Here is a 20321-nt window from a genome sequence, read left to right on the forward strand (position 1 = left end):
AGCATGAAAAAACTATTATTTTTATTTTTAATAGCAGCAACAATTAGCTGTAGTCAAAAAAAAGCGGAAAACAATAAGATTGCTGATAAGCAAACAAAAGAGTTTACTTGGGAAGGAGCAAATATTTATTTTCTTTTAACAGATCGTTTTAATAACGGGAATTTAGAAAATGATATCAATTTTGATAGAACTAAAGAAACCGGAACCTTAAGAGGTTTTAAAGGAGGAGATATCAAAGGAATTACAAATAAAATTAAAGAAGGTTATTTTACAAATTTAGGAATCAATGCTATTTGGATGACTCCTATTGTAGAGCAAATTCACGGAGCGACAGATGAAGGTACAGGAGTTTCTTATGGTTTTCATGGCTATTGGGCAAAAGATTGGACTAAAATAGACCCTAACTACGGAACCAAAGAAGATTTAAAAGAATTGGTTGCAGTTGCTCATAAAAACGGAATTAGAATATTATTAGACGCTGTAATTAACCATACAGGTCCGGTTACAGATAAAGATTCAGTTTGGCCATCAGATTGGGTTAGAACAGATCCACAATGTCAGTATAGTAACTACGAAAACACTATTACTTGTACTTTAGTTAAAAATTTACCAGATATTAGAACCGAAAGTAATAAAAATGTAGAGTTGCCACCACAATTGGTAGCAAAATGGAAAGCAGAAAGAAGGTATGAACAAGAATTAAAAGAACTTGACGAATTTTTTGAAAGAACAGGACACCCTAGAGCGCCACGTTTTTATATCATGAAATGGTTAACAGATTATATTACGGAATTTGGAATTGATGGTTATAGAGTTGATACAGTAAAGCATACGGAAGAATTTGTTTGGCAAGAATTTAAAAAAGAATGTGATTTTGCTTTCGAAGAATTTAAAAAAAATAATGCAGAAAAAGTGTTAGATAATTCGAATTTCTATTTGGTAGGAGAAGTTTATAACTATGGTATTTCAGCAGAAAAGGCATTTAATTTTGGTGATAAAAAAGTAAACTATTTTGACAAAGCTTTTAATAGTTTGATAAATTTTGAAATTAAATGGAATGCGAAACAAATGGCAGCTAAAGATGTTTTTAGTAAATATGATTCAATTTTAAATAATGGATTAAAAGATTACGGAATTTTAAATTACTTAACCTCTCATGATGATGGGCAACCTTTTGATAAAGAAAGAAAACAGCCTTATAAAACGGCAACAATGTTAATGCTAACTCCCGGAACTTCTCAAGTATACTACGGAGACGAATCTGCAAGAGATTTAACAATAGATGGCGCAGTTGGTGATGCAACTTTACGTTCTTTTATGAATTGGAATGATATTGAGCAAGATGCAGAGACTCAAAAAATTATGACTCATTGGCAAAAATTAGGTCAATTTAGAGCAAATCATATGGCAGTAGGAGCAGGAAGACATCATTTAATTAGTGATGAAAACGGTTTGATTTTTTCTAGAATTAGAAATGATGATAAAATTATTGCTGGAATTAATTTACCTAAAGGAAAAAAAGTAATAAATGTAAAATCTGTTTTTGAAAATGGAGATACTCTCCATGATTTTTATTCAAAAAAATCTTCGATAGTAAAACAAGGGTTAGTTACATTAGAATCTGAATTTGATATTGTTTTACTTGAAAAAAAATAACTAAATTATTTTTCTGATAAATTTAAAAAGTCTCATTATTCTTAAAAATAATGAGGCTTTTTTTATGTTATTACAAACTTTTTAATTTTAAGCACATTCTTTACAAATTCCTGTTAAAACGCAATTGGCATTTTGCAATTGGTAATCTTTTGGTACAGTAAAGTTTACTTCATCTGGTAAACACTCTATAGTTTCACAGTTTACACATCTAAAGTGAAAATGATGTACTTCTTTTTTTTCTGAATCACACTCTTTACACAATGCAAAATACTGTTTACCATCTTCTGCGACTACTTTATGTAGCACGCCGTCATCGCAAAAACGATTTAAAACGCGATAAATAGTTGCTCTGTTGATATCAATATCAATTTTTTTCTCAATAGCATCTTGACTCATCGCTTTACCTGTTTTTGTAATTACTTCTAAAACAGCTTGTTTAGTAGGTGTACTTCTTCTTTTCATATTAATACGATGTATTTGCAATAATTATTGCGATTATATTGCAATATTATAAAAAATATAATATGTTTGCAACCTTGTTAACGCGACAACATTGCTTTAACGAGAAGGTTTTGCTAATTTACTTTGTTTAACGGGAATAAAAAAAAATGAAAATTAATAACAACTCTATAGATATTGTAGCTCTATTTAGCTCTTTAATTTGTGCTATGCACTGTGCAACAATACCTTTATTACTTTCATTTTCATCTTTAAGTAGTTTACATTTTCTAGGAAATAAATTTATTGAATGGGCATTTATTAGTCTCGGCCTTATTTTTGTCATAATTTCTTTATTACCCAGCTATAAAAAGATTCATAAAAATAGTAAGCCACTTATAATTGCTTTTTTAGGTTTTTTATTAATTGCATTTGGTAGATTAAATCTGTCAGAAATATTTGAAATAGTAAATACCGTTGCTGGTGCTTTTATTGTTTCTTATGCGCATTATTTAAATTGGAAATTATTAAGATTTAAAACAAATTAGAAATGGAAATCTCTGAATAATTTTAGAGGTTTCAGTTAATACAAATAATGAAACTAAGTATTGTTAAAAATAGCATTACCTATCTATTACTAGCGCTTTTTCTATCTATGAAAATGGCTGGTATACATAGTTTATCGCATTCTGATGAGAGTGACGATGTAATATATTGCGCTATTTGCGACAGTTCTATAGATCATAATTTAACACCTACACTTGTACCAAATTCAATTGATTTTGATGTAAGTACTACTAATTTTACATTACAAAAAGAAGAAATAGTTAACTACAATTTTTCTCTTTCTAAAAACAAAAAACTAAGAAAACTCCTTTCGAGACCACCACCTTCTTTAGTTTAATTTTCTATCAACTTTTAGTATTTACTGTAGACTTTTACAGGTAAATAATAATATCTAATTATCTGCATTTTAGTAGATTAATAACAATTTAGTTTGTCTTTTTAAGACGGAATAATGTACGGGTTTTATCAAAATTCTTGTTAGAGAATATTGTATAAATCTTATAGAATACAATTATGTTTAAATTTTTATTGAGTTTAATACTCTTTTGTAGTATTTGTTTTAATATAACAGCACAAAAGACTTATCAAATTAACGGAACTGTTCTAAATGCAAAAACGTTAAAACCTATAGAAGGTGCTAATGTTATTGGTAAGAAAGGCTATGCTATATCCTCTAAAAAAGGTGAGTTTAAATTAAATAATCTAATAAAAGGTACTTATAGTTTTAAGGTTTCTCATGTTGGTTTTATAGACAAAACAATATCAGAAACTATTAATTCTGAATCCAAAGAGTTAACTATTTATTTGAATGAAGCCACTACAACATTAAACGAAATTAAAGTTTTAGGAAAATCTAAACAAAGAAAGCTTAAAGAAACACCAATTGTATCTCAAGTGGTTTCAAAAGAATTTTTAAAAAGTAATAGAGAAAATAGTTTAATGCAAACTCTTAGTAAAATTCCTGGGGTAAGCACTATTAATATTGGTTCTGGTCAATCTAAACCTGTAATTAGAGGTTTAGGTTTTAATAGAGTTGCGGTTGTGCAAAACGGAATCAAACACGAAGCACAGCAGTGGGGAAACGATCATGGTTTAGAAATAGATCAACACGGTATAGAAAATATTCAAATTATTAAAGGCCCCGCATCTTTATTATATGGTTCGGATGCAATTGCCGGTGTTGTAGATATTCAGCCAAATAAAATTCCGTTACCAAATTCAACAAAAGGAGAAGTAAATATTCTAGCAGAAACCAATAACGATTTATTAGGAATTTCTGCAGGAATTTCTACTCGAAAACAAAACTGGTTTTATCGTGGTCGCTTAACTTACAGAGATTATGCAGATTACAAAGTGCCAGCAGATCAAATTAATTATGAAAATTATATTTTTAATTTACATGATAATAATTTAAGAAACACAGCAGGTAATGAGGCAGATGCTAGTTTTAGTATTGGGTTTGTTGGAGAAAATATTACTACAGAAACTGTATTTAGTAATGTAAATGCTAAAAACGGATTTTTTGCAAATGCACACGGTTTAGAAGTTAGAACTTCTAGTATAGATTATGATCGTTCTAATAGAGATGTCGATTTGCCGTTTCACAAAGTAAATCACTTTAAAATTACAAATAACACTACAGTTAATTTAGATAATCATACGTTGCATTTCGACTTCGGATTTCAAAAAAATCATAGAGAAAAACATTCAGAACCTGTGCCACATGGGTTTATGCCAACTCCTCCAAATCCTGTAGAAAGAATTTTTAAGAAAAATACTTTTACATTTAATGCAAGAGATGCTTTTAAACCTAATTATAAACACGATATGGTTGTAGGTTTAAATGTAGAATATCAAGATAATAATATTGGTGGTTGGGGATTTTTGATTCCTGAATATAATCGATTTACAGTAGGAGCTTTTACATACGATCAATTTGAGATTAATTCTAATTTACATTTTTTAGGAGGTTTGCGTTATGATTATGGTTTTGTAGATACAAAAGCATATTTTGATTGGTTTCAATCTAGAGTAAATAATAATGATGGTTCTACATCTAATGTGTTTTTACAGAGATCAAAAAATAAAACGGTAAACTTTGGTAATTTAAGTGCTTCTTTTGGTCTTAGTTATATTCATAATAAAACAACTTATAAGGTTAATGTAGGTAGAAGTTTTAGAATGCCTTTGTCTAGTGAGTTGGCTTCGGATGGAGTTAATTATCATATGTATAGATATGAAAGAGGTAATATCAATTTAGATCCAGAGGTTTCTTATCAATTAGATTTAGATATAGAACATTCAAATGATAGATTTAGCATTGGTGTAAGTCCGTTTGTAAATATTTTTGATAATTATATCTATTTAAATCCGACACCAAATTACTACGAAACTTTACAAATTTACGAGTACACACAAGCAAAAGTGTTTAGAGTAGGAGGCGAGTTAAGAGCAAGTGCAGCTGTTTCAAAGCAACTATTATTAAATGCATCTTTAGAGTATGTGTATTCTAGACAAACAAGCGGACAAAAAGAAGGATTTACACTTCCTTTTTCTCCGCCTTTATCTACTGTTTTATCTGTTAATTATAAGTTAGAAAATTTATTCTTTTTTAAGAATCCGCAATTTATCGCAGATTTAAGAGTAACCGCAGCACAAGAAGAAATTGTGCCACCAGAAGAAAAAACAGCTGGTTATCAGGTTTTAAATATGTCTTTTTTAGCAGATTTAGATGTTTTTAAAAACAACAATCCGGTAGAAATGAGAGTAAAACTAAATAATGTTTTCGATACTAAATATTTTAATCACACTAGCTTTTACAGATTAATAGATGTGCCAGAAGCAGGTAGAAACGTATCTGTATCCTTTACAATTCCTTTTTAATATTAATCAACAAACAATAATTAATTTAAACACAATGAAAACCAAAATTATGAAAACAAATTTTAAACTTTTAGCCATTATCGCTTTTGTCGGTATTACTTTACAATCTTGTAGTAGTGAAGAAGAAATTGAATTAAGCGCACCAATAATTTCTAACTTCGAATTCGGGGAAGGAAGTGATCATACAACAGACCAAGTTGCATATAAAGGTTCTGATATTCATTTAGAAGCAGATATAACTGCAGAAGCAGTAATAAGTAGTATTACTTTACATATCCACGGACATGATTTATCAGTTGGAGATAACGAAGTAGAATGGGAGTTTGAGCAAGTTTATACAGATGCTAAATACTTAGTTATTAATCCAACTTTTCATGAGCATGTAGATGTACCTGCAAATATTCCTGCAGGAGAATATCATGTAGAATTAATAGTTACTGATGAATTAGGAAATACTACAGAAGTTGAAGGACATGTAGATGTTTTAGACCCAATTACTTTAAGTGATATGTCTGTGGATGCAACAGCTCAAAGAGGTAAAGATTTACACGCAGAATTTATGATTGATGCTGTAAACGGAATCCACAGTATTTCTGTAGATATTCATGCACATGATCTTGCAGTAGGAGACGGAGAAGTAGAATGGGATTTTGAAAAAGAATATACAGAGGGTTACCATGATAAAAATTCAGTAGAATTTCATGAGCACATTGATATACCAGCAACTGCACCAGCAGGAGAGTATCATATTATGTTTACTGTAGAAGATGAAGACGGTAACATTAAAGAATATGAAACTCATATTGATGTAACTGAATAATTAAATCTAATTAACCGCATACTAATTTAGTGTGCGGTTTAAACCTTATTATATGAAAACAAATCTAAATTATTTTTATCTTTTATTATTTACATTATTTATTAGTGCTTGTTCTGGTAGTGACAACGTAGATATAGATGAAGAAAAACCGACAATAACTATCAATTACAACGAAGGTTTTCCTAAAGGATGTACTCAATTAAAAAGAGGAGAAATTTATAGCTTTAGAGCTAAGGTTACAGATAATAAAGCTTTGGCTTCTTATAGTATAGATATTCACCATAATTTCGATCATCATACGCACGATGATCAAATTGCAGAATGTAGCTTAGAATCCTTAAAGCAAGCTGATAGTCCGTTAATTTATGTGGAAAATTTTGAGATCGAAGGAGAACAAACTAACTATGAAATTAATGTATCAATTAAAATTCCAGAAGATATTGATACTGGCGATTATCATTGTGCATATTCTGTAACAGACCAAACTGGTTGGCAATCTAGAACTTCTGTAGATATTAAAATAGTAGAATAAATTAACATTTAGAACTTAGATTTTTTTCAGCTTATTAATGCTGAAAAAAATCTTAATTTTATTTTCCTATACAAAAATTACTGAAAATGTGTCCTAAAATATCTTTATCAACATCATATTCTCCGGTAATATTACCTAAATAACGAAGGCATTCTCTAATATCAATAGAAAATAAATCCGTAGAAATTTCTAAATCGATTCCTTGCTGTACAGAATTTATTGCAGATAAAGCATTGTTTAATGCCTCAAAATGACGCGAATTTGTTACAATTGTTTCGTTATTACTTAAAGCACCAATATTTACCAAAGAGGTTAATTCATCTTTTAAAGTTTCTAGACCTGTTTTACTTTTTGCAGATACTAAAAGTAAATTTTCAATATCCGATTGTAAAATAGAACTGTCATGACAAGATAAAGTGTCTATTTTATTGGCAATTACTAACAGTCTTTTATTAGGAAAACGGTTTTTAATGGTGTCAATTTCTTCTAGAAAATCTTCTCTAGAATATGCATATTTATTAGAGTCTATTAAAAAGATAATTAGTTGTGCATTTTCAGCTTTTTCATACGTTTTTTTAATTCCGATATTCTCTACAACATCTTCCGTTTCTCTAATACCAGCGGTATCAATAAATCTAAAAGCAACACCATCTATAATTAATTCATCTTCAATAGCATCTCTTGTTGTACCAGCAATATCAGAAACAATAGCTTTTTCTTCATTAAGAAGAGCGTTTAAAAGCGTAGATTTTCCTACGTTTGGTTCACCTATAATTGCAACCGGAATTCCGTTTTTCATGGCATTTCCAAAAGAAAAAGAATCGATTAGACGTTTTAATACAAAAGTTATTTTTGCAACCAATTCTTTAAATTTGGTTCTGTCTGCAAATTCTACATCTTCACCAGAAAAATCTAACTCTAATTCTATTAAAGCTGCAAAATCTAATAATTGTGCTCTTAAGTTTTTTAGTTCGTTTGTAATTCCGCCACGCATTTGTTGTATTGCCATTTGATGGCTTGCTGCAGAATTAGAGGCAATTACGTCTGCTACAGCTTCCGCTTGCGATAAATCCATCTTACCGTTTAAAAATGCACGCATTGTAAATTCACCGTTATCAGCCATTCTACAACCTTTCTTTAGAAATAATTGTATAATTTCTTGCTGAATAAAGCTAGAACCATGACAAGATATTTCTACAACATTTTCACCAGTATAAGAATTAGGATTTTTAAAAACTGAGACTAAAACTTCATCAATAATTATAGAATTTTCGATAATATGACCCAAATGAATTGTGTGTGTTTTTTGGGTTACTAATGTTTTATCTTTTTTAATAGATTTAAAATTGGCATCTACAATATCAATTGCGTTTTCACCAGAAAGTCTAATTACAGAAATTGCACCAACACCAGATGGTGTAGCCAAAGCAATAATAGTGTCGTTTTTAATCATGATGCAAAAATACGTAAAGATTTTTGTGAATGGAACAAAAAAAATCTGTCAAAATGAATTGACAGATTTAATTGAAATTTATAATTGTATTTAGTTATGCGTTTTCTAAATATTCTTCTTTTTTAGAATCTTGCTTCTCTTTAACTTGAGATAAATTTAGTTTATTGTTTGGTACAAACTCTAAAGTTCTCATCGGGAATGGTATATTAATTCCTTCGTTATCAAAGGCTTGCTTAATTTCCATAATCGCATTACTTTTTGCTTTTAATTTCTCTAAAGCGTTTTCTGAATCTACCCAGAATCTGCATAAGAAGTTGATAGAACTGTCTCCAAATTCTGTAAAATAAAATTCAACTTTTTTACCTATTTCATCTTGATTAAAGTTTTTTCTGATTGTTTCTGTGGTAAGTTTTTCAACTTTCTTTAAATCTGCACCATACTCTACACCACATTCAATAGAAATCCTCATTTTAGTTGTTAAAGAATAATTTTTGAAAGGATTCTCTAAAATAGTTTTGTTTGGCAATACAACCATATTATTATCAGCTTCTCTAATAACAAAGTAGTTTAAATTGATATCGATAACTTCACCTGCATAACCGTTTGTTTCTACCCAATTACCAATATTTAGGTTTTTTCTGAATGATAAAACCACACCAGATATTGTATTAGATAAAGTACCTTGTAAGGCTAAACCAATAACAATACCAGAAACCCCAGCTGCAGAAACGATTGTTTTTAATGTATCGTCGAACTTTAAAACTGTCATGGCTAGATATAAACCAACTAAAATGGTAATTGCAGAGGCAACTCTAGAGACTAAATCTCTAACAGATTTTTGCCTAATTCTTTTACCAATAGTTTTATTTACGATAGAATTCATTGCTCTAGAGGCAAAGTATGCTATCACTAAAACTACCAATGCAATTGCAATGTTTGGTATGTTTTTAATAAATATATCTTTCCAGGTTTCTAACTTTTCTACTATTTTATTCATTTTATATTTTATTTAATTAACACTTTATTTCAATCGGAAATAAAAAGTACTATTTAACAAAACTAGTATCTAAAGCATCTTTGGTGTTTTTAGACCAAGCATTCAACATCCAAGTAGATTTTTCTAACTCTCTAATGTAGGCACCAATTAAATCTATTGTACCCTCGTCATTTGCTTTATCTGCTCTATCAATAACTTTACTTAATTGTTCTATTAAAATCTTATGATCGTCTATAATTGTAGCTACCATTTCTTTATCAGTTAGTAACGGACTAGATTCTTTTACTCTAGAAATTTCTATGTAGTCTGATAATTTACTAATAGGGTGGTATTTTAAAGTAATAATTCTTTCTGCAACTTCATCGATTTTAGTTTTTGTATCATTATACATTTCTTCAAATCTGTTATGTAGGTCAAAAAAGTTTTCTCCTAATACATTCCAATGAAAGTTTCTTAGTTTTTGATAGTATACATGGTAGTCTGCTAAAAGCACGTTTAATTCTGTTACAACTGGTAAAATTTGATCTTTTTCTATATTTAAATAATTCATAATTATATGTTTTAATTGTTTAATACAAAATTACATTAGTACTTCGTTTTCGTTTTGCTCAAATAGTTTTCTTCTTAACTCAAATGCTATATTGCTAGGTTTTTTGAAGTTTTTTGTAACAGAACAAGGGTTTTAGCGTCTAATAGGTAATCAACTTTAAAAACAATTATACATACACATGAAAGAAGACAAACAGTTATTAGTAGTTATGCATTTAAGTCAGTTATTAGACTTTATAACAGGAATCGGTGGTTTTTTAGTTCCATTAATTTTATGGTTGCTAAAAAAAGATGAGGTTTTTGGTATTGATGAGCACGGAAAAGCTATTTTAAATTTTAGAATTTCGATGTTTATTTACATTCTAATTTGCATACCGTTAATATTTTTGTTTGGCTTAGGTATTTTAGGTTTTATCACCATTGGTATATTTTATTTAATTTTTCCGATAATAAATGCCATTAAAGTGAATAATAATGAAGAACCAAATTATCCTTTTAGTATCAAATTTTTAAAATAATAGCTAATTATAGTCCACAAAAAAACCGTCTCTTTTAAAGACGGTTTTTTTATTTATAATATTTATATGTTTTTGATAACATCTTCATATTCGTAGAAGAACATTTCGAATTTTGTCATTGTGTCAACAAAAAACTCATAACAATCTCGCCAGGTATTTTTATTATGAATGCTAAACTTTTTATCAAAAGGAACATAAATTCTATGAATAGTTTTGCCATTTTCTAACAAGAAATCATCATCAAAAATTACTTCTGGTATTTCTGATTCTAATAGAACTTTTAAAGAAAGCATTTGATCGTAGTAGAGTAGGTTTACCAATTCATCCGGATTTTCGATATCTAGACAAACAGCAGCTTTTTTTCTATCTGCAACAAATTTAAAAGACAAGCCTTTTACTTTAGTGTTGTATAGTAACCATTTTTTTGGAAAAGATTTGCCAAAACTAGTCCAAAATTCTTTACGTATTAATTCTGCTTCTGCTTTAGAAAACATGTGCTATAAAGTGTTATTATCCGTGAATCTTTGCACTATTGCCTCGCTCTCTCATCATTTCTGCTTCAAAAGCAAGCAAAGCATTCCATTTTTCATCTACAATTTCTCTATCTTGATATTTTCTAGCAAAAGACAAGAAAGTTGTATAATGGTTTGCTTCAGAAATCATTAAATTTTTATAGAATTTAGAAAGTTCTTCATCTTCCATGTTTTCAGAAAAAACTTTAAAACGCTCACAACTTCTGGCTTCTATTAACGCGGCAATTAGTAGGCGTTGTACCAAGGCATTTGTTCTGTCTTTTGTTTTGTTAAAGAACTTTTGTAGTCTTACTGCGTAATCATTTTTTTGTTCTCTTCCTAAAACCATTCCTCTTTTAACCATCAATAAATGCACCATTTTAAAGTGTTGCATTTCTTCTATGGCAATATTACTCATTTCTTTTACAAGCTCTGTTTCTTCAGAATAATTAATAATAATAGAAACTGCGTTAGAAGCAGCTTTTTGTTCTAGAAAAGCATGATCTGTTAATATTTGTTCTAAATTTACTTTGGCAATTTCTGCCCAAGAAGTAGCTGTTTCAAATTGTAATCCTAACATCTTTTATAACTAGTAGATTTTATTTTTATTAAGGTAATTAAGATATTAAAAATTTCACTTTTAACAAATTAATTAAACGACAAAATTAGTTTATTCTCTTGCAATGATGGTAATTATTTTATAATTTTTTACTCAAATAAATACGCCTGCCAGTTTGTTGATATTTGTTCTTTTTTAAGTTTTCTTTGAATATTAAATAGCTTTTTATTGTGTTTTTAATTTAATTTTAAATATCTGTTTTTCAGTATCTTAATTATATTTATATAAAGTGTTTGTTTTATTTTTATTTAGAATAGATTTTGATAATTCAAAGTAATTAGGTCTGTTTTGGGTATTTATTTGTTTGTAAAAGTTGTTTTTGATTGATTTATTGCTTTTTTAAATTTTTTAAAACGTTTTGAATTTATTTTATTTAATTTAAAATGGGTATCTTATGTTATTTTATCTAAAGTTTTTGTTTATAACTTGTTTTTGAAGAGGTTTTTGTTGGTAATTCTATCTTTGTTTAAGTTTTATGTATTATAAAAAATAAAGTGCATTTATATTTTTAGGCTGATGAAACATTCTTAAATTTACCTATTAATAAATTTACAAAGAAGTATGTTAGAGTTAGCCGGAATTATCATATTAGGAATATTAGCCCAATGGTTTGCTTGGAAATTTAAAATACCTGCAATTTTACCATTAATTTTAATAGGATTATTAGTAGGTCCAATTGCTGCAACATATTTAAGTGAAGACGGGTCTAAGTGGATTGAACCAATATGGAATGGCGAAAAAGGATTGTTTCCTGGAGAAAGTTTGTATTACTTTGTTTCTTTGGCAATAAGTATCATTCTTTTTGAAGGTGGTTTAACACTTAAAAGAAGTGAAATAAAAAACGTTGGTCCTGTAATTACAAAGTTAATTACGTTGGGTTCTGCCATTACTTTTTTTGGAGCAGGAATTGTAGCTAGATATTTTTTTGATTTAGGTTGGGATTTATCTTTTCTATTTGCAGGATTAATTATTGTTACCGGTCCTACAGTAATTACACCAATCTTAAGAAATATTCCACTTAAAAAAGACATCTCTACAGTATTAAAATGGGAAGGTATTTTAATTGACCCAATTGGTGCCTTGGTTGCCGTTTTAGTTTTTGAATTTATTAGTGTTGGTGGTGGAAGTGGATTTACAAAAACTGCATTAATGGAGTTTGGTAAAATATTATTATTTGGTGCTACTTTCGGGTTTACATTTGCGCATGCTTTGGCTTATGCTGTTAACAAAAAATTAATTCCGCATTACTTATTAAATGTTGTTTCTCTATCAACGGTATTATTGGTTTTTGTTTTATCAGATATGTTTGCGCACGAGTCTGGTTTACTGGCTGTAGTTGTAATGGGAATGGTTTTAGGAAACGGAAAATTAAAAAACTTAAAAGAACTATTATATTTTAAAGAATCTTTAAGTGTATTGCTGATTTCAATTCTATTTATTTTACTAGCAGCAAATATTAAAATGGAAGATTTATTATTATTATATACTTGGAAAACTGCTGCTTTATTTGCCTTGGTTGTTTTTATTATAAGACCATTAGCCGTTTTTGCTAGTACTTTTAATTCTAAATTAAAATTAAACGAAAAGATTTTTATAAGTTGGGTAGGACCACGTGGTATCGTTGCTGCTGGTATTGCTTCTTTATTTGGGAGTAAACTTTTAAAACAAGGAGTCGAAGGAGCAGAATATATTACGCCATTGGTTTTTATGATTGTATTAGGTACAGTTTTATTAAACGCTACTACAGCAAGAATGTTTGCAAAAATGATTGGTGTTTTTCTTAAAAAATCTGACGCTATTTTATTTGTAGGTGCTTCTAATCCTTCTAGATTAATAGCAAATTATTTAAAAGACAAAGGTAAAAGAGTCATTTTAATAGATTCTAATAAAAACTTTATAGAACAGGCTTCAAAAGACGGTTTAGAGGCTTTAAATGTTGATATTTATGACGGAGATTTAACAGATAATATAGAGTTAAACGATGTTGGCTATTTAATAGCTTTAACAGGTAGTGATATGGTTAATAAATATGCTTTAAATAGTTTTTCTGATGTATTTGGAGAACACGGAGCTTATAAGTTAGCATCATCTAAAGAAATTAAAGAAGCAACAGCTAACGAGCGTAAAAACTTTTTTACACCAAATGATGATTATATTAATTTAAGTGAGGCTTATAGAGAAAACCCTGCAATAATTGAGGTAGAAATAGATAATGAAACCGAGTATAATGCTATTTTAGATGTTTTGTCTAAAGAAGAAAAATCGATTCCGTTATTTGTAGAAAAAGGGCAAGGTATATTTTTAGTGCCAGAGTTTGATAAAACAGAAGAAACTAAAGAGAATTTAATATTATCTTACTTAGGTAAAAATATTGGTGATGTTTATAAGTCTAGTTCAAAAGTCTGACGTAATTTATCTAATAGCGGATTTTTTTCTTTTAGCTTGATATATTTTTCTTGCGGAGTGTAAGCAAATTTCTTTTCTGTAGTTTCATTTAAAATTACATTAATGTCAATGCCATAATTATTTAAACTTTCTCTTAAGAAATTTAATAATTTTGGTCTTCCTTTTAAAAATTGATCTTTCATCAATTTATTAGGTACAGAAAATGAAATTTTATAACCTTTTTCTAATTTAGGAATATCTGTACCTACAATAGAAGCCATGCTTCGTTCTCCTTTTTTATGTAGATTTTGTGCGTATTCCTTCCAAGTTTCTTGTAGCTTTTGTTCGGTAAAGAAATCTTTAGGATGATTGTCAAAATTTTCTTCAACAACAACTTTTTTAACTTTAGTTTGTTGATTAAAACCTTTTAAAGAATATTTACTAGGTTGTTTATTTAAACGACCAAAGTTTTTTAAGACAGGTTTTGGCTTAGCAACCTCTGTAACTTCTTTTTTATCTGTTGTAGTTTGTTTAGAAGTTAATTCTGATGCAACATTTTTTATAATAGCTGCTGGTTTTTTCTTTTTTGCGGGTGATAAAGATTGAAAAAACGTTGCTGGAATTATGTAATTAGCTGGCTTTTTTTTTTCTCCATCGAAAGTGATAGAGGCAATTTGCATTAAAGTTAATTCAACTAATAATCGTTGATTTTTAGAAGCTCTGTAATTCAAGTCACAGTCATTGGCTTTTTTAATAGATTGCATTAAAAACGGAATGCTAGCTTTTGTTGCTTGAGCTAAATATTTTTTCTTGGCATTGTCTCCAACTTCTAGTAAGTCTAAAGTAACTTTATCTTTAGCAACTAATAAATCTCTAAAATGACTTGCCAAACCATTAATAAAATGATGGCCTTCAAAACCTTTACTTAATACCGTGTTAAATGCATTTAAAACGTCTGGTATTTTATTATCTATTAACAAATCTGTCATTTCAAAATAAGTATCGTAATCTAGTACGTTTAAATTTTCTGTAACAGCTTCTCTTGTTAAATTTTTACCAGAGAAACTTACAACTCTATCAAAAATAGATAATGCATCACGCATTGCACCATCTGCTTTTTGAGCAATTATATGCAATGCATCGTCTTCTGCAGTAATATTTTCTTTTTCGCTAATCGTTTTTAAATAGTTTTTAGCGTCTAAAACACCAATTCTTTTAAAGTCGAAAATTTGACAACGAGAAAGAATCGTTGGTATAATTTTATGTTTTTCTGTAGTTGCTAATATAAAAATAGCATGCGCTGGCGGTTCTTCTAACGTTTTTAAAAAAGCGTTAAAAGCTGCCTGAGATAGCATATGTACCTCATCAATAATATAAACTTTGTATTTACCTGTTTGTGGCGGAATTCTAACTTGATCTGTTAGATTTCTAATATCATCTACAGAGTTGTTAGACGCTGCATCTAATTCGAAAATATTAAAAGCAAAATCTTCGCTCTCTGAAGTCTCTGAATCTTGCTGATTAATTTTTTTAGCTAAAATTCTAGCGCATGATGTTTTACCAACTCCTCTCGGACCTGTAAAAAGTAGTGCTTGTGCTAAATGATTGTTTTTTATAGCATTTTCTAACGTATTTGTAATGGCTTGTTGCCCTACAACATCCTCAAAATTATTAGGACGGTATTTACGCGCTGATACTATAAAATGCTCCATTAATTATATTTTCTATTGATGTAAGCAAAGCTAAAAATAACAATTGCTTATTTTGTTATAAATCTTTAACAAAAATAATCATCTAAGGGGTTTTACACAAACAGCTTTCTTAACAAAATGCTAAAGTTGTAAACAACTGTAAAAAGATGCGTAATTTTGCGACTAAATAAATAATTCAGGATTTATATATTTTGAGTTAGAAGTTCAGAAAATTGTGCCAAATATTCGCTTTTTATATTTGGTGCAATTTTTATTTTATCAATTATTAAAAATAAAGAATATGAAAATAATTAAATCTATTGTTGTAGCTAGTTTTGCGCTATTATTAGTTTCTTGTTTTGGTTTTACAAACAAAGAAGATACCCAAAAAGAAGCAACGTATGTTCCGCAAGAACACACAGAAGTTGCCTATTTTGCAAGTGGATGTTTTTGGTGTGTAGAAGCAATTTTTGAAAGTGTAGTAGGGGTAGAAGAGGCAGTTTCTGGTTATGCTGGTGGTAATACTTTAAATCCTACGTACGAGAAAATAGGAACTGGTAAAACAGGTCACGCAGAAACAGTTGCGGTTTATTATAATCCTAAGGAAGTTAGTTTTGAAACGTTAGTTACAGTTTTCTTTGGTTCTCATAACCCAACAACAAAAAATGGGCAACATCCAGATTACGGTACACAATATAGATCGATTGCTTTTTACAAAACAGAAAATGAAAAAAAGATAATTGAAGATGCTATTAAGCAATTAAATGCCGAAGTTTATAAGCGTAAGATTGCTACAGAAGTTACTAAGTTCACAAAATTTTATAAGGCTGAAGAGTATCATCAAGATTTTGAAAGAAGAAATCCAAACCAAAGTTATGTAAAGGCGGTTTCTGTGCCAAGGTTAAACAAGTTTAAGAAAAAATATCCGCAGTTATTAAAGAAAAGTGCGCATTAAACTTTAAGTTATGAATAAAAAAAAGCAACTAATTATGAGTTGCTTTTTTTATTCAATTTTAATTTTAAAAAACTATTATTTAGTTTCTTTCTTAGCTTCTGCTTTATCAGCAATAATTCTTTTATCCATATTGGCAACTTCCCAAGCAGTATGAAATACCAAGCGAGTTCTATTTTCTAATAACTCGTAGTTAATTTTGTCTGGTGTATCAGATGGTCTGTGGTAATCTGCATGTGTACCATTAAAGTAAAAAATAATTGGCACATTATTTTTTGCAAAATTATAATGGTCTGATCTGTAATAGAATCTATTAGGATCGTTCTCATCATTATATTTGTAATCTAAGTTAATGTTTGTATACTTTTTGTTAACAGTTTCAGATAAGTTATGTAATTCTGTACTTAATTTATCAGAACCAATTAAATAAACGTAATTTGGGTCTTCTTTATGTCTGTCATCAATTCTACCAACCATATCGATATTTAAATCGCAAACAGTATTTGCTAATGGAAATAATGGATCTACATCTGCGTAGTATTTAGAACCTAACAAACCTTTTTCTTCTCCGGTAACGTGTAAAAATAAAATAGAACGTTTTGGACCTTTACCTGCTTTAGCAGCCATTTGAAAAGCTTGTGCAATTTCTAAAATAGCAACAGTTCCAGAACCGTCATCATCCGCTCCATTATAAATTTCTCCGTTTTTTACACCTTCATGATCTAAGTGAGCAGAAATTATTACAATTTCGTCTGGTTTCTCTGTACCTTTAATAAAAGCAACTACGTTTTCAGAATCTTTAAATTTTCCTCTACGTACATTTTTGTTTATCCATTCTGCTGGTACTTCTTGAAAATAATCATCTCCACCTAATGGCGAAACAATTCCTTCAGAAACATAAAAGTTTTTTAAATATTCAACAGCTTTTTTCTGTCCTGGTTCACCAGTATTTCTTCCTTCAAACTCATCAGAAGCATAAGTAAATAGGTGATTACCTAAATCTTTGGCTGTAATTGTTGCTGCATATTTAGCAGCATGATCTACGTTTGCATCTTCATTAGAAGCATTTTTACTAGAACCACAAGCCATAAAAGCTACAGCACTAGCAAGATAAAGTATTTTTTTCATCGATGTAAAAAGTATTTGTTTTTGTAATTAGTATTCAAATGTAACAAAATGTTACACTATCATCAAAATTAGCTTTTGTTTATTACAAATTGTTGTAAGGTTTTGTTAAATATTAACAAATTATTGGGAAATAAATTATCGAAGGCATTGCTTTTAATAAGCTTTTCGGTAGTGCCAAATTGTACTTCATTTTCTTTTAAAAGTATAATTTTATCAGTCATTTTTAAAGCAAGATTTATTTCATGTGAAGAAATAATAATTGTTTTTTTAGTTTCTAATACCAATTTTTTTAAAAGTGCAAAAATGTTTAAAGTTTGATGCATATCTAAATGTGCAGTTGGCTCGTCTAATATAATTACTTCTGTATCTTGTGCCAATGCTCTAGCTATTAAAACCCGTTGTAATTGACCGTCGCTTAATTCGTAAAACCTTTTATCTTTTAAGTGTGAAATCTCTGTTTGAGAAATCGCTAAATTAATCTTTTTGGTATCATTACTTGTAAGTGTATCTAGCCAATTAGTGTGTGGTTGTCTGCCTAAAGCAATTAATTCGTAAACGGTTAATTGACTTTCTGGCAAACGTTCTGTTAAAACCAAACTTAGTTTTTTAGAAAGTTCGTATTCTTTGTAAGTACTTAATCTTTTTCCTTCTAAATTAATATGGCCAGAAATTGGTTTTTGCACTTTAGAAAGTGTTCTTAATAAAGTAGACTTTCCGATTCCGTTTTTACCCAAAACGCAGACCAATTCACCTTTTTCTAAGGATAAATTAATATCAGATAAAACAATTTTATCTAGTTTTTTATGCCGATAACCAATATTTAGGTTTTCAGTAGAAATTACAATATGTTTTTTTTCTTCGTTCATTTAAACAAATAATTTCTTTTTTCGAATAAGTAGCCAAATTACAATTGGAGCTCCAAATAAAGAGGTAATTGCATTTATAGGTAAAGTAAATTCGCTTGTTGGTAATTGGGCAATAGTATCGCAAATAAGCATAACAATTGCACCGATTATTAAAACTGCCGGAATTAAAATTTTATGATTAGAAGTTGTAAATAACATTCTAGCAACATGTGGTACAGCTAAACCAACAAATGCAATTGGCCCCGCAAAAGCAGTAATTACACCGGTTAATAAACTTGTAATTAATAAAATGATATTTCTATTTCTTTTAATATTGATACCTAAACTTTTTGCATAATTTTCTCCTAATAAAAAACTGTTTAAAGGTTTTACTATTGCAATTGTAGCAATAATACCAATAATGTAAATGATAAAAAATATAGAAAGTTCTGGCCATGATAAGTTACCAAGACTACCAAAACTCCAGAATATAAATTGTTGAATTTGGGCTGCTTCACTAAAATAAGATAAAACACTAATAATTGCTGAAGTTAAACTACCAAACATTAAACCAATTATAAGAATAGACATCGTATTTCTAATTTTATTGGCAGCGATTATTACGGCAAATAAAACGAGAAAAGCTCCTAAACTAGAAGCGATTGGTAAAGACCAATTAGAAAACGAATTAGTTAAAAAATAACCGCCAAATAAAGAGCTTCCTAAAATTAATAAAGCAACACCCAAACTTGCTCCTGAAGAAATACCTAAAACAAAAGGACCTGCTAAAGGATTTCTAAACAATGTTTGCATTAGTAAACCAGCAACAGATAAACCAGAGCCAACCAAAATAGCGGTAATTGCTTTGGGCAATCTAAAATTTATAATTATTATTTGCCAACTTTCTTTGCTTGTATTATTTGCAAAAAGAATGTTTAAAATGTCTTTTATTGGTATAGAAACAGAACCTGAACTAATGTTTAAAATAAACAAGAGAAGAAGTACTATAGCTAATAAAATAAAATGTCTTTTATAGTTCTTTTGAAGCATTAATTTGTTTTACAAAATTTTAAGAATGATTTTTATTTAAGAAATTAACCAACTTCTGTATCGCTAAACCTCTATGCGAAATCTTATTTTTTTCTTCGGATGGCATTTCTGCAAAAGATTCAGAAAAACCTGCAGGTTTAAATATAGGATCGTAACCAAAACCTTTTTCACCTTGTTTCTCTTTTAAGATTTCTCCTTCACAAATTCCTTCAAAGATATATTGTTCGTTATTTAAATTTAAGCAAACTGCGGTTCTAAATTGCGCTTTTCTATTTTCTTTGTCTTTTAATTCTAAAAGTAATTTTTGCATGTTGTTTTCAGAATTTGAAGGCTCACCAGCATATCGAGCAGAAAAAACTCCGGGTTTATTATCTAAACTTTCTACTTCTAAACCAGTATCATCTGCAAAACAATTAAAGCCATACTTTTTTGTAATATGATTTGCTTTTAATTTAGCATTGCCTTCTAACGTTAATTCAGTTTCATCAACTTCATCAAAACAGTTTATATCTTTTAAACTTAAAATTTCTATAGAATCAGAAAGTATTTCTTGTACTTCTTTTAGTTTATTTAAGTTATTTGTAGCGAAGACTAATTTCATTTTTAAAACGTAGTTTTTTACAAAAGTAATCAAACAAAAGTGTTGGTAAAAGAATTGTTTATATTAGTCTTTAATTATTTTAAGGTATTAAAACCTTTTAAAAAGTTGTTTTTTTAATCGAACAG

Annotated in this window: 20 protein-coding genes; 9 read left to right on the forward strand and 11 right to left on the reverse strand. The window is 29.0% G+C overall.

Annotation, left to right across the window (positions count from 1 at the left end):
- Positions 1 to 3 precede the first annotated feature (3 nt).
- Positions 4 to 1656: an alpha-amylase family glycosyl hydrolase gene (locus WG950_RS00575; RefSeq protein ID WP_340933396.1), complete on the forward strand. Its 1653-nt coding sequence runs from the start codon at positions 4 to 6 to the stop codon at positions 1654 to 1656.
- Positions 1657 to 1743: 87 nt separating this feature from the next.
- On the opposite strand, the gene WG950_RS00580 is transcribed toward WG950_RS00575, so the two are convergent.
- Positions 1744 to 2118, reverse strand: a complete 375-nt coding sequence (locus WG950_RS00580) for a Fur family transcriptional regulator (protein WP_340933399.1) — start codon at positions 2116 to 2118, stop codon at positions 1744 to 1746.
- 146 nt (positions 2119 to 2264) lie between these two features.
- Here WG950_RS00580 and WG950_RS00585 point away from each other — a divergent pair, with 146 nt between their 5' ends.
- The 5 genes from WG950_RS00585 to WG950_RS00605 all read left to right on the forward strand — a co-directional run bounded on the left by WG950_RS00585 (position 2265) and on the right by WG950_RS00605 (position 6896).
- Positions 2265 to 2642 carry a MerC domain-containing protein gene (locus WG950_RS00585; RefSeq protein WP_340933401.1) on the forward strand — a complete coding sequence of 126 codons (378 nt, stop codon included), beginning with the start codon at positions 2265 to 2267 and terminating at the stop codon, positions 2640 to 2642.
- A 47-nt stretch (positions 2643 to 2689) separates the two neighbouring features.
- Positions 2690 to 2998: a hypothetical protein gene (locus WG950_RS00590; protein WP_340933404.1), complete on the forward strand. Its 309-nt coding sequence runs from the start codon at positions 2690 to 2692 to the stop codon at positions 2996 to 2998.
- 176 nt (positions 2999 to 3174) lie between these two features.
- Positions 3175 to 5544: a TonB-dependent receptor gene (locus WG950_RS00595; RefSeq protein ID WP_340933407.1), complete on the forward strand. Its 2370-nt coding sequence runs from the start codon at positions 3175 to 3177 to the stop codon at positions 5542 to 5544.
- 49 nt (positions 5545 to 5593) lie between these two features.
- Positions 5594 to 6364 carry a DUF4625 domain-containing protein gene (locus WG950_RS00600; RefSeq protein WP_340933410.1) on the forward strand — a complete coding sequence of 257 codons (771 nt, stop codon included), beginning with the start codon at positions 5594 to 5596 and terminating at the stop codon, positions 6362 to 6364.
- A gap of 52 nt (positions 6365 to 6416) precedes the next feature.
- Complete coding sequence (locus WG950_RS00605; protein WP_340933411.1) at positions 6417 to 6896, forward strand: DUF4625 domain-containing protein; 480 nt, start codon at positions 6417 to 6419, stop codon at positions 6894 to 6896.
- 58 nt (positions 6897 to 6954) lie between these two features.
- On the opposite strand, the gene mnmE is transcribed toward WG950_RS00605, so the two are convergent.
- The 3 genes from mnmE to WG950_RS00620 form a co-directional block, all read right to left on the reverse strand.
- The gene (gene mnmE / locus WG950_RS00610) at positions 6955 to 8349 is read right to left on the reverse strand and encodes a tRNA uridine-5-carboxymethylaminomethyl(34) synthesis GTPase MnmE (RefSeq protein WP_340933413.1); all 1395 of its coding nucleotides are present in this window, start codon (positions 8347 to 8349) and stop codon (positions 6955 to 6957) included.
- Positions 8350 to 8443: 94 nt separating this feature from the next.
- Positions 8444 to 9346: a mechanosensitive ion channel family protein gene (locus tag WG950_RS00615; protein ID WP_340933415.1), complete on the reverse strand. Its 903-nt coding sequence runs from the start codon at positions 9344 to 9346 to the stop codon at positions 8444 to 8446.
- Positions 9347 to 9395: 49 nt separating this feature from the next.
- On the reverse strand, positions 9396 to 9896 hold the full coding sequence (locus tag WG950_RS00620) for a Dps family protein (RefSeq protein ID WP_077809593.1): 501 nt from the start codon (positions 9894 to 9896) through the stop codon (positions 9396 to 9398).
- Positions 9897 to 10074: 178 nt separating this feature from the next.
- Between WG950_RS00620 and WG950_RS00625 the strand changes: the two genes are divergently transcribed.
- Positions 10075 to 10413: a DUF4870 domain-containing protein gene (locus tag WG950_RS00625; protein WP_340933417.1), complete on the forward strand. Its 339-nt coding sequence runs from the start codon at positions 10075 to 10077 to the stop codon at positions 10411 to 10413.
- 62 nt (positions 10414 to 10475) lie between these two features.
- Here WG950_RS00625 and WG950_RS00630 read toward each other — a convergent pair whose 3' ends face one another.
- Both WG950_RS00630 and WG950_RS00635 read right to left on the reverse strand, forming a co-directional pair.
- On the reverse strand, positions 10476 to 10907 hold the full coding sequence (locus WG950_RS00630; protein WP_077809591.1) for a DUF4268 domain-containing protein: 432 nt from the start codon (positions 10905 to 10907) through the stop codon (positions 10476 to 10478).
- A 16-nt stretch (positions 10908 to 10923) separates the two neighbouring features.
- Entirely contained in the window at positions 10924 to 11505 is a 582-nt protein-coding gene (locus WG950_RS00635) for a tRNA-(ms[2]io[6]A)-hydroxylase (RefSeq protein WP_077809590.1), read from the reverse strand.
- Between the two features lie 600 nt (positions 11506 to 12105).
- Here WG950_RS00635 and WG950_RS00640 point away from each other — a divergent pair.
- Positions 12106 to 13950: a sodium:proton antiporter gene (locus WG950_RS00640; RefSeq protein ID WP_340933419.1), complete on the forward strand. Its 1845-nt coding sequence runs from the start codon at positions 12106 to 12108 to the stop codon at positions 13948 to 13950.
- Here the strand turns inward: WG950_RS00640 and dnaX are convergent.
- The gene (dnaX, locus tag WG950_RS00645) at positions 13926 to 15641 is read right to left on the reverse strand and encodes a DNA polymerase III subunit gamma/tau (protein ID WP_340933420.1); all 1716 of its coding nucleotides are present in this window, start codon (positions 15639 to 15641) and stop codon (positions 13926 to 13928) included. The genes WG950_RS00640 and dnaX overlap by 25 nt on opposite strands.
- 280 nt (positions 15642 to 15921) lie before the next feature.
- On the opposite strand from dnaX, the gene msrA reads away from it, so the two are divergent.
- Complete coding sequence (gene msrA, locus WG950_RS00650; protein WP_340933421.1) at positions 15922 to 16575, forward strand: peptide-methionine (S)-S-oxide reductase MsrA; 654 nt, start codon at positions 15922 to 15924, stop codon at positions 16573 to 16575.
- 75 nt (positions 16576 to 16650) lie between these two features.
- Here msrA and WG950_RS00655 read toward each other — a convergent pair whose 3' ends face one another.
- From WG950_RS00655 to WG950_RS00670, 4 genes are all read right to left on the reverse strand, one after another.
- Positions 16651 to 17700, reverse strand: coding sequence for a M28 family metallopeptidase (locus WG950_RS00655; protein WP_299059612.1), 1050 nt, complete (start codon positions 17698 to 17700; stop codon positions 16651 to 16653).
- A gap of 68 nt (positions 17701 to 17768) precedes the next feature.
- Complete coding sequence (locus tag WG950_RS00660) at positions 17769 to 18566, reverse strand: ABC transporter ATP-binding protein (protein ID WP_340933422.1); 798 nt, start codon at positions 18564 to 18566, stop codon at positions 17769 to 17771.
- Positions 18567 to 19595: an iron ABC transporter permease gene (locus tag WG950_RS00665; RefSeq protein ID WP_340933424.1), complete on the reverse strand. Its 1029-nt coding sequence runs from the start codon at positions 19593 to 19595 to the stop codon at positions 18567 to 18569.
- A gap of 19 nt (positions 19596 to 19614) precedes the next feature.
- Complete coding sequence (locus WG950_RS00670; RefSeq protein WP_340933425.1) at positions 19615 to 20196, reverse strand: non-canonical purine NTP diphosphatase; 582 nt, start codon at positions 20194 to 20196, stop codon at positions 19615 to 19617.
- Between the last annotated feature and the right edge of the window lie 125 nt (positions 20197 to 20321).

Source organism: Polaribacter marinaquae, assembly GCF_038019025.1.
GTDB classification, from domain to species: domain Bacteria; phylum Bacteroidota; class Bacteroidia; order Flavobacteriales; family Flavobacteriaceae; genus Polaribacter; species Polaribacter marinaquae.